The organism is Aquisalibacillus elongatus, assembly GCF_003843875.1.
Taxonomy (GTDB): Bacteria; Bacillota; Bacilli; order Bacillales; family Alkalibacillaceae; genus Aquisalibacillus; species Aquisalibacillus elongatus.
Genome location: NZ_RKRF01000010.1, coordinates 1 through 14,688 on the forward strand (window position 1 = coordinate 1; position 14,688 = coordinate 14,688).

Below are 14,688 nucleotides of genomic sequence, written 5' to 3' on the forward strand. Positions count from 1 at the left end.
CTTAACAATTTTTAATTTAAAACTATCACTATATTTTGCCATATGAAAACACCCCAAAAGTTAGATTTTTACTCTAACTTTTGGGGTGCAGTACCCTTACGGGTGAGTTTTTAAACTTCCTGTTTGGAATCGTCTTTCATTTTATCTTCAAGTTCTTTAATACTTTCTTCTATTTGACGAAGGTGTTCTTGTAAGTTTTCTTGATGGGGTTCAATCGTTTCTTTCCAGCTTTCAATAGATGTTTTAATATCTTGTGAAAGATCTTTAAGAAGCGCTGCACCTTCTTTAGACGTTTTACTTAGTTGATTTTTAAGATCTAATCCATCTTCACGAATTTGCTGGGCTATATCTCGTAAGCGGTCACTTTGATCTTTTACCTTTGAACGTAATTCTTCTCCTGAACTAGGGGTCGTCAGAAGTGAAACAGATGCTCCTACTGCACTTCCAAAGAGGACGCCTAGCAATAACGATTTACCGTTTGCCATCGTATCGACTCCTTTCATTCTTACTACTATTATAACCTTTTTGACTTAAATTGTTTAGTGCAAATTAGTTAGAAACGGCTTTATTTAGGTATTAGATATGTTCCTTAATTTTTCCTGCGATTTCTTGTAATTGTTCTGAGCTTGCTTGTTCACCAACTGACCAATTAGATTTAAAACCATCATTCTCATCGTAACGAGGTATTAAATGTAGATGGATGTGAAATACACTTTGGTCAGCAAATGAGCCATTATTATTAAGTAAATTCATGCCTTTCGGTTCATATGCTGCTTTAATCGCATTCGCAACTTTAGGCACAGCCTTAAACAAATTGGACGCAGTTTCTTCATCAAGATCAAAAACATCTTGCTTATGATTTTTTGGTATAACGAGTGTATGTCCTTCTGTTACTTGGCTAATATCTAAGAAAGCATAAACATGCTCGTCTTCATAAATTTTAGCCGAAGGGATCTCTCCATCGATAATTTTGCAAAAGATACAATCTGACATGAATGAATCCTCCTTATGTATATTCTTATCATTTATTCTAACGTAGTGAACTGTCGAATAACAGAATTAAACGTCATTTCTATTAAATCTATCCAATTTTTTGGTATGATAAACTGTAGTGGATTAGATAGAAATGAGGGATATCATGAGTGAGTTGTTGACGATTGAAAATTTAGTCGGTGGCTATACACAGCAAAATGTACTGCACGGCATTTCTTTTGAGGTCAATCAAGGTGAAGTTGTCGGAATGATTGGCTTAAATGGTGCTGGAAAAAGTACGACGATTAAACATATTATTGGTTTGATGACGCCAAAAAAAGGAAGTATTAAAATTAATGGTCGATTGTTATCGGATGATCTAGAACAGTATCGTCGTGAATTTGCTTACATACCTGAGATGCCGATGCTTTATGAAGAATTGACGTTGGAAGAGCACCTTCGTTTAACAGCAATGGCATACGGGATTGATGAAGCGACGTATCAAGAACGTACGGAATTTTTACTTAAAGAATTTCGTCTCGATAATAAACGAAAGTGGTTTCCTGTTCATTTTTCAAAAGGTATGCGCCAGAAAGTAATGATTATGTGCGCGTTCTTAGTTAAGCCTTCGTTATATATCGTGGATGAGCCTTTTGTTGGTTTGGATCCGTTAGGCATTCAATCTTATTTAGATACGATGAACGAAATGAAACAGCAGGGAGCAGGCGTTTTAATGTCGACGCATATTTTAGCAACAGCAGAAAAGTATTGCGATCGATTTGTTATTATCCATCACGGTAAAATTAGAGCGTTTGGAACACTACAAGAGTTGCAGCAAGAATTTAATATGCCACAAGCTAGTTTAGATGATATTTATGTACAACTCACAAAGGACGATGCGTAATGGATACCAATATTTTATGGAAAGAGCGTTTTCAAAATCATGTAAAAATGATGAGCCGATATTTACGCTTAATGTTCAATGATCACCTTGCGTTTGCATTGATCTTTTTTGTAGCGGCTGGTGCTTATTTTTACCAAGAATGGTTATCAGGTGTTCCGGATACGTTTCCGGTGGATTGGGTGTTGGCAATCGTACTAGGTATGCTCTTAGCCCATAGTCCAGTACGAACTTTTTTTAAAGAAGCAGATACCGTGTTTTTATTAGCGGTTGAGAATAAAATGAAACCTTATATACGTAACGGCGTGTTTTATAGCCTAGTCATTCAAGGCTACTGGCTTGCGATATTTTTATTTGTGTTTACGCCATTGTATTTAAAAATATATAGTGGTTTGGATGCTAAATTTTTATTCGTCATATTAGGTTTTTTAATAGGATTAAAAGTCATAAATTTATTAGCCGTTTGGTTTTTAGAGAAAACGAGGGACCGTAAAATCCAATACTTAGATGTCGTGGTTCGGTTTGTTATTAATGCGATTGCGGTATTTATGCTAGTTAATCAGGAGGTCGTTTTTACTCTTATTACAATCGGTTTTTTGTTAGCTTTAGTCTATTTGAATTATTGGAATGTTCATCAGAAATACAGTTTGCCTTGGGATCAGTTGATTGAAAAAGAAGAAGCCAGATTACAGTTGTTTTATCGCTTGGCCAATTTATCGACGGATGTTCCAGACCTAAAACGTAAGCCTAAAAAACGACATGGCTTAGTAAGACTAGTGAAAAAGCCTATCAAGTTTGACCAAAGTAATACTTATATATATCTATATTTCATCACATTTATTCGTAGTGGGGATTACTTTGGGATGTACTTACGTTTAATTGGTCTAACGATCTTCTTTATTTTCTGGATCCCATTATTTTGGGGTAAGATGATCTTTGCCATGCTTTTCTTATTTGTCACTGGCTTTCAATTTATAACGATATATAATCATCATAAGACGATTGATTGGGTACAACTTTACCCAGTAAGTGAACAAATTAGAAAAAAGGCAGTTCATCAGTTAATATTTTTGCTTATGTTGATTAAAGTTGGGATGTTAAGTGTTCTGTTCGTATTTGCTACTGATATTGTGGGAGCTGTTATTTATGCAGGTGTTGGTTTAGCATTTACGTTATTTTTTGAGAATTTTTATGTGAAATCAAGGTTGAACCGTATGGGATAATTAAAAATGCATGTCCACGAAGATGGGCATGCATTTTTGTGCGTTAAAGCGTTTATTCGTTGCTATTCACAAAGGTTAAAGCTAGTGTTAAAATCATCAAGGTTAAAGTTTTTTCGACAGAAAGAGGGAGCACAGATGGTAACACGTTTTAACGGATATGTTCCTATTTGGCAACAATTGGTCTATATTATCGTCGGTTCAGCCATTGTAGCGCTCGCGTACAATGGATTTTTACTGCCTAATTATATTGCAGCTGGTGGCGTTAGCGGAATTAGTACTATTACAGAATTTTTATTTAACCTTGAGCCAGCATATGTAATTTGGAGCGTTAATATTCCTGTTTTAATTCTAGCGTTTTTATTACTAGGAAGAGCATCGGCTTTCCGCTCAGTGGCAGGGTCGCTCGTTTTGCCGTTTTTCGTGTATTTAACGCGTAATATGCAGCCGATCTCTGAAGAGGTCATCCTAGCAACTATATTCGGAGGAATTGGCGTTGGTATTGGTTTAGGAATCGTGTATTTAGGTGACGCCTCAACAGGTGGAACATCCTTAATTGCACAGATGATTTATAAATATTCTAATTTATCGCTAGGATCTAGTTTAGCAGTTATTGATGGCTTAATTGTTTTAACAGCCATTGTAGTGTTTGATGTAGAGCTAGGGTTATTTGCATTAATTAGTTTATTTATGACGAGTAAGTCGATTGATTTTGTTCAAACTGGCTTTAATCGAACAAAAGCTACGCTTATTGTTTCTGGTAAACATCGTGACGTTCAACAAGCCATCTATGAAAAAGTTGATCGGGGAGTTACCCGCATTTCAGCTCAGGGTGGATTTACCGAACAGGACAGGCCTGTCCTCATGTGTGTCGTCAACCAGACAGAGATTGCAAAACTAAAGCGGACTATTAGAGAAGCGGACGCTGAAGCGTTTGTTATTGTTATGGATTCAACTGAAGTATTAGGCAGAGGATTCTATCAAAATAATTAAAATAAAGAGCGTACAATGAGTTCATCTGTTAAATCATTGTACGCTCTTTAATATACGCTCCGTCAAAATACTCCGTTTTCCTTGGGCACGGCCTCAACCTCCCAAAACTCACTGCCGTTCGTTTTGCGTGATTTTCGGCTCGCGCTGTTCCCAATGGAGTCTACGTATTTTGACTACGCTTGAGATACATTCGAATCTATTCTTTTACATACCTCTTGTTTCAACTTCTAACTACTACTCCTTATGCTTTCTGGTATTTTTTATACCCGTGCAACAATGCTTTGGCGGCGATTGGCAGGGCTTTTTCGTTAATATTAAATTTCGGGTGATGGTGTGGATAGTCATGTCCTTCGATATTAGCTCCGGTAAAGAAATAGGTACCAGGTCGTTCTTCTAAATAATAAGCGAAATCTTCGCCTCCCATTACAGGAGGAACGTCGGTTACTGTATCAATTCCTGGAATCTCTGTTCCACCTTCTAAATAGAAATCTGTTTCCCGGTCGTGGTTGATGACTGGTGGGTAGCCTTTGAAATAATCCAACTCATATTCAGCACCGTAGCTATCCGTGATTCCTTTTAGAACTTTATGCATTTCATCTATAATTTGCTCTTGAACGTCTTTATTTAAGTAGCGAACAGTCCCTTTTAGAGTCGCTGTATCTGGAATAACATTAAAGGCTTCACCAGATTCAATAACGCCAATCGTTAAAACTGCAGGCTCTAACGGATCAATTCTGCGGCTAATGATTTGTTGTAATTCAACAATGGCTTGACCTGTCATGACAACAGGGTCCTTTGTTTGGTGAGGCATTGCCCCGTGGCCGCCTTTTCCTTTGAAAATAATTTCAAAACGGTCGGTTCCTGCCATAAATGCGTCTTTCGTTATTTCAATCGTGTGAAGCGGAGTGGTTGCCCATAAATGAGTTCCAAAAACAGCATCTACTCCGTCAAGTGCACCATCTTCAATCATTGGTTTAGCCCCGCCTGGCGCATACTCCTCAGCAGGTTGGTGGATAAAAACCATCGTTCCTTCAAGTTCATCTTGAAATTCTTTTACAGCCTCTGCAACAGCAAGTAAGGTTGCGGTGTGTCCGTCATGACCGCATGCGTGCATGACGCCATCTGCTTTTGACTTATATGGGACATCATTTTCTTCTTGGATCGGTAATGCATCAAAATCAGCCCTTAATGCAACAGTTTTACCTGGTTTGCCACCTTCGATCTTTGCGACAAGTCCATAACCGCCGATATTGCTCTTATAAGGAATACCTAATTCGTCATATCTCCTACAAATGAAATTTGACGTTTCCTTTTCCTCAAATGATAGTTCAGGATATTGGTGAAGATAACGGCGATCTTCTACCATTCGATCATATAGTTCATCAATTTTTTGGTAAACTTTTTCCCACATATTCCGGACCTCCTCATGATTCGATTATTATTATTATATCAAACTTATAGTGTTGTTAAATCAAAAACACTCAGTCTAGAGTCTGAGTCAGAAACAATCTTAAGGTTGTTTCTGATTGTGTGATTCAATAGTATGATAGAATAAATTAGACAGAAAAAAGGATAAAAGCCTTAGTTGGCGAATAAAATTTGTAGGTGAGAGAAATGTTTTTTAGATTTTTTACAAAGGTAGCCAAATGGACGATAGCGTTTATTTTAATAGGTTTCGGTCTCGTGTTAATTCTACAAAATATCAATCTTATTTCCCTGGAAATGTCGAACATTGTCTGGAGATCTTGGCCTATCATCTTGGTTATTATTGGTTTATTATCTTTTATTAATCACTTTAGCCCTTATAAATCAGGCGGTTGGAAATTTGGGTCTTTTTTAATGGTTTACGGTGGTTTACTTTGGGCTGATAACTTCAATGTCGGTGGTATTGAATTTGAATTAATCGATATTTGGAAATTATGGCCGCTCATTTTAATTTATATTGGAGCCAACATTTTATTTGGGAATAAAACAATGTCTGTGTATGTTGGAGGCGATGTTGACTATTCAGGCTATGGTGGCAAACAAGTCAAAAAGGCTAAAGCCCAAAAAGGGAAGTACAAATATCATTTAAAAAAAGAAAAGAATCTAATTGGTGATTTTAATTTTTCTGATGATAACTGGAAAGTAAAAGATATGAATCTATGGTCAGGGATTGGTGATGTGGACATAGATTTTTCCAAAGCCTATATACCAAATGAAGAAACGAAGATTGTACTTAGAGGTTATATTGGAGATGTTCATATAAAAATGCCTGATGATGTCTCGTGTCGCATCTATGCAAATGTCAGCATTGGTGATGCTACAATCTTTAACCAACATCGATCCAGTTTTGGCAATGCGATCACGTATGAATCAGATGATTATGAAGAAGCCACGAGGAAAATTGACCTTCATATGGATTATAAGATCGGTGATATTACAGTTGATTATGTTTAGGAGCGTTTGTCATGCTAAAGAAACTTAAAGGAATACGATTTCAACTTATGAGAGCGGAATTATATATTATATATTTTTCTCTACTCATTATTTCATTAATTGCACTCTTTACATATTCAGTATTGCAGCCTCGATGGCTACATTTAGAAGCTATTTTTTTCTTGTTAATTCTAGTTATCTTAATCATGACTCCGGTTAGTTTATACGTGATGTTTCAACGAACGAAATATATAAAAGGACGAATTCATGCTTTTTCTATTTTTGTATCAATGCTACAGCAAGGGAAATATAGTGCTGAATTATTCTTAGAGGATTCAGGTGATGAATTAGACGCGTTCACTGAAGAATTAAATGATTTAGCTAAAAAGATGAAAGATCAAGTTAATACGTTGCAACGTTTGGCAGATGAAAAATCAGAATTTGCACAGCAGGCTCATATTGCTGCGACTATGGAAGAACGTCAAAGGCTTGCACGAGATTTACACGATGCTGTAAGTCAGCAATTGTTTGCTCTAACTATGATGTCTCAAGCGACAGTTAAGCTCATTGATAAAAAGCCAGAACAAGCGAAAGAGCATATTAAAGAAATATCAGAAATGGCCCTTCAGGCTCAAAATGAAATGCGAGCACTCTTGCTTCATCTTCGGCCGGTATATTTATCAGGTGAGCCTTTAAACGAAGGTATCGTACGATTAATTGAAGAATTAAAGAAAAAATCCAATATTACATTTCATTTAAATATTGACGAAGAGTTTGACTTATCTCAATCCAAAGAAGAACACATTTTCAGAATGGTGCAAGAAGCGTTGTCGAATATTTTACGTCATGCTAGTGCTCAAAACGTAAAAGTTGAATTGAAGGACCGCGATCAAGATATATACATACATATAGATGATGACGGAATTGGATTTAATGCAAGTGAAGAAATGGAACAAAAAACTTCTTACGGCCTGAAAACAATGAAAGAGCGTTGTGAAGAAATAGGCGGGACATTTCAAATTAAATCTCAAGAAGGTCAAGGGACTTATATCGATATTAGAATTCCGAAATAGAGGTGAATGGATTGGACGCAATTAAAGTATTAGTCGTTGATGATCATGATGTCGTTCGAAAAGGAATTACGACTTACTTAATGACAGAAGATGACATCGATGTTGTGGGTGAGGCTTCTAGCGGTAATGAAGGAGCATCACTCGCAAAAAAGACAAACCCAGATGTCATTTTAATGGATTTGATTATGGAAAATGGGACTGGGATTGATGCAACAAAACAAATTATGGCTGATCTACCTGAAGTCAAAATTATTATTTTGACGAGTTATTATGATGATGAGAAAGTGTTTCCGGCTTTAGAAGCAGGCGCTTTTAGTTATATGCTAAAAACCTCTTCTGCAGATGAAATCGCCAATGCGATCAAAAAAGCTGCGAAAGGTGAAAATGTGATTGAACCGAAAGTAGCAGGCGCCATGATGAACCGGATTCGTACTTCTGAGCGATTGCCGCATGAGTTATTGACAGAACGAGAGCTTGAAGTTCTAGTTTGTATTGGGAATGGCCTTACGAATAATGAAATTAGTGAGAAATTATTTATTGGAATTAAAACGGTCAAAACTCATGTTAGTAACATTTTAAGTAAACTAGATGTTCAAGATCGAACACAAGCAGCTGTTTATGCTCATCGAAATGGATTGATGAAAGAGACAAATTAAATAAAAGGTTGGGACAAAAGGGTTTAGATTACGCTCCGACAAAATGCTTCGCTTTCCGCAGGCACGACTTCAACTTCCTAAAACTTACTTCCGTTCGTTTTAGGTGATTTTCAGTTCGTGCTGTTCCTGCAGGAGTCTACGCATTTTGTCTACGCTCATTATTAACTCAAACTAATATTTTTTAACTTTTGCCCCAGCATTTATTATTAGTTATGGCTCTAATACATCTAACTGCGTAACGTAAGAGTGGCCTTGGACATATGAAGGCTTCTCTTCTTGTTTTTTGTGGGAGTGTTTAAAGTCTTGCGAGTTTTTCCACTGTAAGAAATCGTCAACTTGTTTCCATTGCGTTAAGATGACGTAAGTATGGTTACGAGTCGGTCTTAAGATTCGAAAGGCTTCAAAACCCTCTTGAGTTTCAATGCTGCCAGATCGTTGTCTGAATTTATCTTCTAATATAGGCCCGCCTTCTGGTGTTACTGGAATGTTATTTAAAACAATATAGCCGTATTGTTTTAATTCTCCTATTCCTTCAACGATTTCGAATTCCCGAGGTTCTTTTAACACATGTTGTTCTTCCCCTTCCATCATAGCCATGGCATCTCCATCTAATTCCTGCATGACAATCAATTTTTCATTTTTCTCTTGAAGTTGCTTTAAAAAATCTTTCGTCCCGAACGTTATCCATAATTTTTTCATTAAAAATTCACCAATCCTTCATAGATTTGATTTTTGTCGTGTGTCACTTGTTGTAATATAATGTAGAAAGTTTACGAAAGCTATGAAATAAATGAAGTTCTAATAGATGAGGTGGAAAGCTTGAAACGATTTAAGTCGTTCAATGACAAGTATCCACGCTTAAAGTGGTTTGTATACAGTCTTATAGGGTTTATTGTAATCAGTTTTTTAGGATATATGTTTATTATATTAGGCGGTCGCTTCGTTGTCGATGAGGAGAACTTTGTGCTCTCTGAGTCAACAGCGCTTTTAAACGAGGATGGGGAAGAGATTATTAAGTTATACGATGAAAATCGGACGTATGTACCCATCACTGAAGTTCCAGATCACGTTAAAGAAGCGTTTATTGCCATTGAAGACCACCGCTTTTATGACCACAGCGGGGTTGATTTTTGGTCAGTGGCGAGGGCCGTTTCAGTGGATCTTGTGACGTGGAGTAAAGCAGAAGGGGCAAGTACCATTACGCAACAGTTGGTTAAGAACGTGGAGTTAACAAACGAAAAATCGTGGATGCGTAAAACAAAAGAAGTGATGGGAGCTATTTATTTAGAGCGTGTTAAATCCAAGGATGAAATTTTAGAATACTATTTAAATGAAATCTATTTTGGACACGGTGTTTATGGTATTGAGTCAGCGTCTCAATTTTTCTTCTCAAAACCCGTTGATCAACTCAACCTGTCAGAAGCAGCTTTATTAGCTGCATTACCTAAGGCACCTAATCTTTATTCGCCATTAAAAAACGAAGACCTAGCTTTAGAAAGACGGAATCTAGTTTTAAATAGGATGCATGACTTAGATTGGATTAATGCAGATACATTAAAGAGTCAAACGGGTAGAACACTCGGTCTCAATCAAGGAGAAACTGAAGAAAGCCCTTGGTTAAATAGCTACATAGATTTAGTCATCGAAGAAATGGAAAATCAGTATCACTTAAGTCGACAGGAAGTATATACAGGTGGTTATGAAATTAAGGTTGGATTAGACCGACAAGCCCAGAAAATCATATATGAAGAACTGCAGAATGATACCTACTTTAAAGGGTCAAATGACAATGTAGAAAGTGCCGTCGTGCTGTTAGATCAAGCCTCAGGTGTTGTTCGAGCTGCAATTGGTGGCAGGAATAATAATCGAGGCGATCTGAATCGTGTGAAGGTGAAAAAACAGCCTGGCTCAACGATTAAGCCATTAATTGTCTATGGCCCAGCAATCGAAGAGAGTTTTTATGAGCCTTATAGTGTTTTAAACGATGAACAAATAGATATCGATGGGTACAATCCTAAAAATCATGACGGTGTATATGATGGGGAGATCACCCTGTATGATGCTTTGAGACAATCTAAAAATACAACTGCTGTAGCTGTTTTAAATGAAATTGGTGTTGAAACAGGGAAGTCGTATTTAGAGAAAATTGAATATGAGATTCAAGATCAAGGACTTTCAGTGGCTCTTGGCGGTCTGGAAGAAGGGTTAACGCCCCTGCAAATGGCAGCCGCATATAGAACGTTTTACGATGAGGGGTTCTTTGTTGAACCGTATACGATTCTGGAAGTGAAGGACCGTCACGGGGACATAATTGAAACAACACAACAAAAGCCCAAACGATTATTTTCAAAACAAACGTCATGGTATATGACACGTTTGTTAGAAGCGGTAGTAGAAAGCGGTACAGCAAGTCAAAGCACTTACCCAAAGGCTTTTGCTGGTAAAACGGGTTCAACTGAGCACCCTCAAGTAGAAACGGGAACCAAAGACGCCTGGTTTGTTGGTTTTAATCCTGCTTATACGATTGCAACGTGGATAGGTTATGATCAAAGTAATGAAGAGCAATATTTAATCCAAGGCAGTCCGCTTGCGACTAATTTGTCATCTCAAATCATGAGTCGTATAGATGATGTTCATCAATTTGCAGGTGAGTTTGAGAAGCCCGAAGATGTGAAGGACTTAGAAGCCCCTGTACGCTTACCTACGATTCAAAATTTAGAAGCGAAGTTTTCATTTGGTTTTATTGATGGGTTATTTATTGAAGTAACTTGGACACCAAGTGATGATGAGCGTGTTATCTATCATGTATATAAAGAAACGAATGGAGATGTCAGACGCATTGGTCAAGTGACAGGGGAAGGTAGATTTATCGACCATTCAGTTGATTATATGAATAATCCGACTTACTTTGTTGTCCCTGAAAATCCATTAAATGAACAAACCGGCAGTTCTTCAAACAGAGATCGGGCATTTTAGTCAAATTCATGACAATTCAAGTGGAATGCTATACAAATAACCCAATTTTCTTATATAGTAGTATTGGATTAAATGGTCGAAGATGAAAGGTGAAATGTAGGATGAGTGAATTTAACGATACCATTTTGCGAGCTTATAATGGTGAGAAGACAGATTATGCTCCATTATGGTTTATGAGGCAGGCGGGAAGATCCCAGCCGGAATACCGGAAGCTAAAAGAAAAGTATTCATTATTTGAAATTACCCATCAACCTGAGCTTTGTGCTTACGTAACAGAGTTGCCTGTTCAAAACTACAATACAGATGCAGCAATTTTGTATAAAGATATTATGTCGCCCTTACCACCAATCGGTGTTGATGTAGAAATTAAGAAGGGTGTAGGCCCGGTTATAGACAATCCGATTCGTTCAAAAGCGGATATTGAGCGATTAGGTCAGTTAAATCCGGAAGAGGACGTTCCATACGTCTTGAAGACAATAGAAATTTTGACACAAGAAAAACTAAATGTTCCCTTAGTAGGCTTTAGTGGTGCACCATTTACATTAGCAAGCTATATGATTGAAGGTGGACCTTCAAAGCAATACAATAAAACTAAAGCCATGATGTATGGTGATTCGGAAACTTGGTTTGCTTTAATGGACAAACTAGGTGATTTAGTCATAGATTATACGAAAGCTCAAATCCGAGCTGGTGCTAAAGCTATTCAAATCTTTGATTCATGGGTTGGAGCTGTTAGCGCACAAGACTATCGGACATTCATAAAACCTGTAATGACGAAAATTTTTACAGCGTTAAAAGAAGAGAATGTACCAACAATCTTATTTGGAATTGGTGCGAACCATTTATTGCTTGAGTTTAACGATCTACCAGTTACAACTGTTGGCTTAGATTGGCGTACATCGATTACTGAAGCAAGAGAAATGGGAGTTTCAAAATCGTTACAAGGCAATTTAGACCCAGCTGTTTTACTAGCAGATTGGGATGTAATTGAAGCTAGAACCAAAGAAATTCTCGACCAAGCAAAAGCACAAGATGGAGGTTATGTATTTAACCTAGGTCATGGTGTTTTTCCTGAAGTTAACCCGGATACATTAAAAAAACTTGCACATTTTGTACATGAGTATTCTGCAAGATAAAAGGAGATGAAGGTTACAATGGCTAAGAAAAAAGTCGGTCTACTCGTCATGGCATACGGAACGCCATACAAAGAAGAAGATCTAGAACGTTATTACACACACATTCGTCATGGGCGTAAACCTTCTGATGAACAAATTGAAGATTTACGCAGCCGTTATAATGCAATCGGTGGTATTTCACCACTTGCACGAATTACGCGTGAGCAAGGTGATGCATTAGAAGCGAAGTTAAATGAGGAACAAGATGAGGTTCAGTTTAAACTTTACTTAGGATTAAAACATATTGATCCGTTTATTGAAGATGCGATTGAGCAAATGGCGAAAGATGGCATTGAAGAAGCGGTAAGTATTGTTCTTGCACCTCACTACTCAACGTTCAGTATTAAATCGTATAATGGCCGAGCTCAAGAAGAAGCTCAGAAACATGGCATTCAGTTGAGTTCTGTTGTCGATTGGTATAATGAACCAGGGTTTATTGACTACTGGGTTGAGCAAATTAATAAAGTTTACGGCTCGATGCCGGAAGACGAACGTGAAAATTCATGCCTAATTGTATCAGCTCACAGTTTACCTGAGAAAATTATTCAAGAAAGGGACCCTTACCCAAATCAACTTCAAGAAACGGCTGATTTAATTGCAGAACAAGCTGGTATTAAAGATTACGAAATTGGCTGGCAAAGTGAAGGTAATACACCTGAGCCTTGGTTAGGTCCAGATGTACAGGATATAACGCGTGATCTATTTGAACAAAATGGATATAAAGCCTTTGTTTATGCTCCAGTTGGATTCGTATCAGATCACTTAGAAGTTCTATATGATAATGATATTGAATGTAAAGATGTGTGTGATGACATTCAGGCTTCCTATTACCGACCGGAGATGCCAAACACACACCCTAAATTTATTTCAACCTTATCTAAAGTGGTGTTAGACACAATGAAAGGCTAGGCGTTGTTCATGGAAGAACGTAAGCATACAGTAATAATCGGCGGAGGCATTACAGGCCTTACCGCCGCTTATTATTTACAACAATCACAACCGAATATGCAAATTACGTTAATAGAAGCGACCAATCGTTTAGGCGGAAAAATTGATACGTTAATCAAAGATGGTTTTAAGATTGAACGTGGACCCGACTCTTTCCTAGAGCGTAAACCAGAAGCTAAACAGTTAGTAGAAGATTTAGGCTTAGAAGATGAGTTAGTCCGTAATGCGACTGGACAAGCGTTCATTTTATCTCAGGATCGTCTTCATCCTATTCCGAAAGGGTCTAAAATGGGGATTCCTTTAGAATTGAGACCTTTTATGAAGACATCACTATTGAATTGGAATGGGAAATTACAAGCTTTAAATGACCTGATTAAAGGTAGTAGTTCTGAAGCAGGTGACCAGTCTGTTGGACAATTTTTTAGAAGACGTTTAGGGAATCAGGTGGTTGATCGTTTAATACATCCGCTAATATCGGGAATTTATGCTGGAGACATTGACCAGTTAAGCCTAAAGGCAACTTTTCCGCAATATTTAGATCTCGAGCACAAATATGGTGGGTTAATTAAAGGGTTAAAACGCACAACGAAGAATGAGAGCAAAGCTCAAAAACAGGGACAGTTCTTGACTGTAGAATCTGGACTTCAGAAGATTGTTCAAAGGTTGCAAGAGGAATTAGAAGGCCAAGAAATGATGCTTAATCATCGTGTGAGACATATTAATAAAAAGCAGGACCAGTATGAGATTCATGTTGAGCAATTAGATGAGCCATTAAAGGCTGATCACGTCATCATGACCACACCACATGATGTTACGGCTAAGATTTTTAGTCATTATGACTTTATGCAAAGTTTTATGCAGGCGAAAAGTACATCTGTAGCTAACGTGGCTCTAGCTTTCGAAGAAGACGCTATTGAAAATTTGCCTGATGGTACAGGTTTTGTTGTGTCCAGAAAAGAACAATATCGAATTACAGCTTGTACATGGACTCATAAAAAATGGCCACATACAACACCAGAGGGGCATGTTTTAGTAAGAGCGTATGTTGGGAAACCTGGAGATGAAGAGGTTTTAGAACAAACAGATGTAGAAATAGGAAGCTTGGTATTAAAAGATCTTCAAACGATTATGGAGATTAATAAACCACCTTTATTTAAAGTAGTCTCTAGATGGTATAATGCCATGCCACAGTATACGATTGGCCATATTGACCGATTAGACTCTTTGGAACAAAAAATGCGAGAACATTTGCCAAATGTTTGGTTAGCTGGAGCATCCTACCGAGGCATTGGTCTGCCAGATTGTATTAGACAAGCGAAAACTGTTGTAGAACAAATTAATGATTAACACATTGAA

Annotated in this window: 14 protein-coding genes; 10 read left to right on the forward strand and 4 right to left on the reverse strand. The window is 37.5% G+C overall.

Annotated features, from left to right (window positions below; all coding sequences use genetic code 11):
• Positions 1 to 110: 110 nt before the first annotated feature.
• Positions 111 to 485 carry a YtxH domain-containing protein gene (locus tag EDC24_RS09865; protein WP_124222105.1) on the reverse strand — a complete coding sequence of 125 codons (375 nt, stop codon included), beginning with the start codon at positions 483 to 485 and terminating at the stop codon, positions 111 to 113.
• A gap of 91 nt (positions 486 to 576) precedes the next feature.
• Positions 577 to 993, reverse strand: coding sequence for an HIT family protein (locus EDC24_RS09870; RefSeq protein ID WP_124222107.1), 417 nt, complete (start codon positions 991 to 993; stop codon positions 577 to 579).
• 145 nt (positions 994 to 1,138) lie between these two features.
• Here EDC24_RS09870 and EDC24_RS09875 point away from each other — a divergent pair, with 145 nt between their 5' ends.
• The 3 genes from EDC24_RS09875 to EDC24_RS09885 all read left to right on the forward strand — a co-directional run bounded on the left by EDC24_RS09875 (position 1,139) and on the right by EDC24_RS09885 (position 4,086).
• Complete coding sequence (locus EDC24_RS09875) at positions 1,139 to 1,876, forward strand: ABC transporter ATP-binding protein (protein ID WP_124222109.1); 738 nt, start codon at positions 1,139 to 1,141, stop codon at positions 1,874 to 1,876.
• The gene (locus EDC24_RS09880) at positions 1,876 to 3,096 is read left to right on the forward strand and encodes an ABC transporter permease (protein ID WP_124222110.1); all 1,221 of its coding nucleotides are present in this window, start codon (positions 1,876 to 1,878) and stop codon (positions 3,094 to 3,096) included. Before EDC24_RS09875 ends, EDC24_RS09880 begins: the two co-directional genes overlap by 1 nt.
• Before the next feature lie 135 nt (positions 3,097 to 3,231).
• A complete protein-coding gene (locus tag EDC24_RS09885; RefSeq protein WP_124222112.1) occupies positions 3,232 to 4,086 on the forward strand; it encodes a YitT family protein in 855 nt (284 codons plus the stop codon).
• A gap of 241 nt (positions 4,087 to 4,327) precedes the next feature.
• Here the strand turns inward: EDC24_RS09885 and EDC24_RS09890 are convergent, their stop codons facing one another.
• A complete protein-coding gene (locus EDC24_RS09890) occupies positions 4,328 to 5,497 on the reverse strand; it encodes a M20 metallopeptidase family protein (protein WP_124222114.1) in 1,170 nt (389 codons plus the stop codon).
• A gap of 203 nt (positions 5,498 to 5,700) precedes the next feature.
• On the opposite strand from EDC24_RS09890, the gene liaF reads away from it, so the two are divergent.
• The 3 genes from liaF to EDC24_RS09905 are packed head-to-tail and all read left to right on the forward strand — an operon-like array spanning position 5,701 to position 8,233.
• Positions 5,701 to 6,525 (forward strand): cell wall-active antibiotics response protein LiaF, encoded by an 825-nt coding sequence (gene liaF, locus EDC24_RS09895; protein ID WP_124222116.1) that lies wholly within the window; start codon positions 5,701 to 5,703, stop codon positions 6,523 to 6,525.
• Positions 6,526 to 6,536: 11 nt separating this feature from the next.
• The gene (locus tag EDC24_RS09900; protein WP_124222118.1) at positions 6,537 to 7,577 is read left to right on the forward strand and encodes a sensor histidine kinase; all 1,041 of its coding nucleotides are present in this window, start codon (positions 6,537 to 6,539) and stop codon (positions 7,575 to 7,577) included.
• Between the two features lie 11 nt (positions 7,578 to 7,588).
• Positions 7,589 to 8,233 (forward strand): response regulator, encoded by a 645-nt coding sequence (locus EDC24_RS09905; protein WP_124222120.1) that lies wholly within the window; start codon positions 7,589 to 7,591, stop codon positions 8,231 to 8,233.
• A gap of 210 nt (positions 8,234 to 8,443) precedes the next feature.
• On the opposite strand, the gene EDC24_RS09910 is transcribed toward EDC24_RS09905, so the two are convergent.
• On the reverse strand, positions 8,444 to 8,932 hold the full coding sequence (locus EDC24_RS09910) for an antibiotic biosynthesis monooxygenase family protein (protein ID WP_124222122.1): 489 nt from the start codon (positions 8,930 to 8,932) through the stop codon (positions 8,444 to 8,446).
• Between the two features lie 120 nt (positions 8,933 to 9,052).
• Between EDC24_RS09910 and EDC24_RS09915 the strand changes: the two genes are divergently transcribed.
• The 4 genes from EDC24_RS09915 to hemY all read left to right on the forward strand — a co-directional run bounded on the left by EDC24_RS09915 (position 9,053) and on the right by hemY (position 14,679).
• On the forward strand, positions 9,053 to 11,209 hold the full coding sequence (locus tag EDC24_RS09915) for a transglycosylase domain-containing protein (RefSeq protein WP_124222124.1): 2,157 nt from the start codon (positions 9,053 to 9,055) through the stop codon (positions 11,207 to 11,209).
• Positions 11,210 to 11,310: 101 nt separating this feature from the next.
• Entirely contained in the window at positions 11,311 to 12,345 is a 1,035-nt protein-coding gene (hemE, locus tag EDC24_RS09920; RefSeq protein ID WP_124222126.1) for a uroporphyrinogen decarboxylase, read from the forward strand.
• Between the two features lie 18 nt (positions 12,346 to 12,363).
• Positions 12,364 to 13,293 carry a ferrochelatase gene (gene hemH / locus EDC24_RS09925; protein ID WP_124222128.1) on the forward strand — a complete coding sequence of 310 codons (930 nt, stop codon included), beginning with the start codon at positions 12,364 to 12,366 and terminating at the stop codon, positions 13,291 to 13,293.
• Positions 13,294 to 13,302: 9 nt separating this feature from the next.
• Positions 13,303 to 14,679: a protoporphyrinogen oxidase gene (hemY, locus tag EDC24_RS09930; RefSeq protein ID WP_124222130.1), complete on the forward strand. Its 1,377-nt coding sequence runs from the start codon at positions 13,303 to 13,305 to the stop codon at positions 14,677 to 14,679.
• Positions 14,680 to 14,688: the final 9 nt, after the last annotated feature.

Excerpts from the sequence above, each read along its gene's own strand:
- EDC24_RS09875 (WP_124222109.1), top strand. The coding sequence starts at position 1,139 with ATGAGTGAGTTGTTGACGATTGAAAATTTAGTCGGTGGCTATACACAG.
- EDC24_RS09885 (WP_124222112.1), top strand. The coding sequence starts at position 3,232 with ATGGTAACACGTTTTAACGGATATGTTCCTATTTGGCAACAATTGGTC.
- EDC24_RS09910 (WP_124222122.1), bottom strand. The coding sequence starts at position 8,932 with ATGAAAAAATTATGGATAACGTTCGGGACGAAAGATTTTTTAAAGCAA.
- EDC24_RS09900 (WP_124222118.1), top strand. The coding sequence starts at position 6,537 with ATGCTAAAGAAACTTAAAGGAATACGATTTCAACTTATGAGAGCGGAA.
- liaF (WP_124222116.1), top strand. The coding sequence starts at position 5,701 with ATGTTTTTTAGATTTTTTACAAAGGTAGCCAAATGGACGATAGCGTTT.
- hemE (WP_124222126.1), top strand. The coding sequence starts at position 11,311 with ATGAGTGAATTTAACGATACCATTTTGCGAGCTTATAATGGTGAGAAG.
- EDC24_RS09870 (WP_124222107.1), bottom strand. The coding sequence starts at position 993 with ATGTCAGATTGTATCTTTTGCAAAATTATCGATGGAGAGATCCCTTCG.
- EDC24_RS09890 (WP_124222114.1), bottom strand. The coding sequence starts at position 5,497 with ATGTGGGAAAAAGTTTACCAAAAAATTGATGAACTATATGATCGAATG.
- EDC24_RS09865 (WP_124222105.1), bottom strand. The coding sequence starts at position 485 with ATGGCAAACGGTAAATCGTTATTGCTAGGCGTCCTCTTTGGAAGTGCA.
- EDC24_RS09880 (WP_124222110.1), top strand. The coding sequence starts at position 1,876 with ATGGATACCAATATTTTATGGAAAGAGCGTTTTCAAAATCATGTAAAA.
- hemH (WP_124222128.1), top strand. The coding sequence starts at position 12,364 with ATGGCTAAGAAAAAAGTCGGTCTACTCGTCATGGCATACGGAACGCCA.
- hemY (WP_124222130.1), top strand. The coding sequence starts at position 13,303 with ATGGAAGAACGTAAGCATACAGTAATAATCGGCGGAGGCATTACAGGC.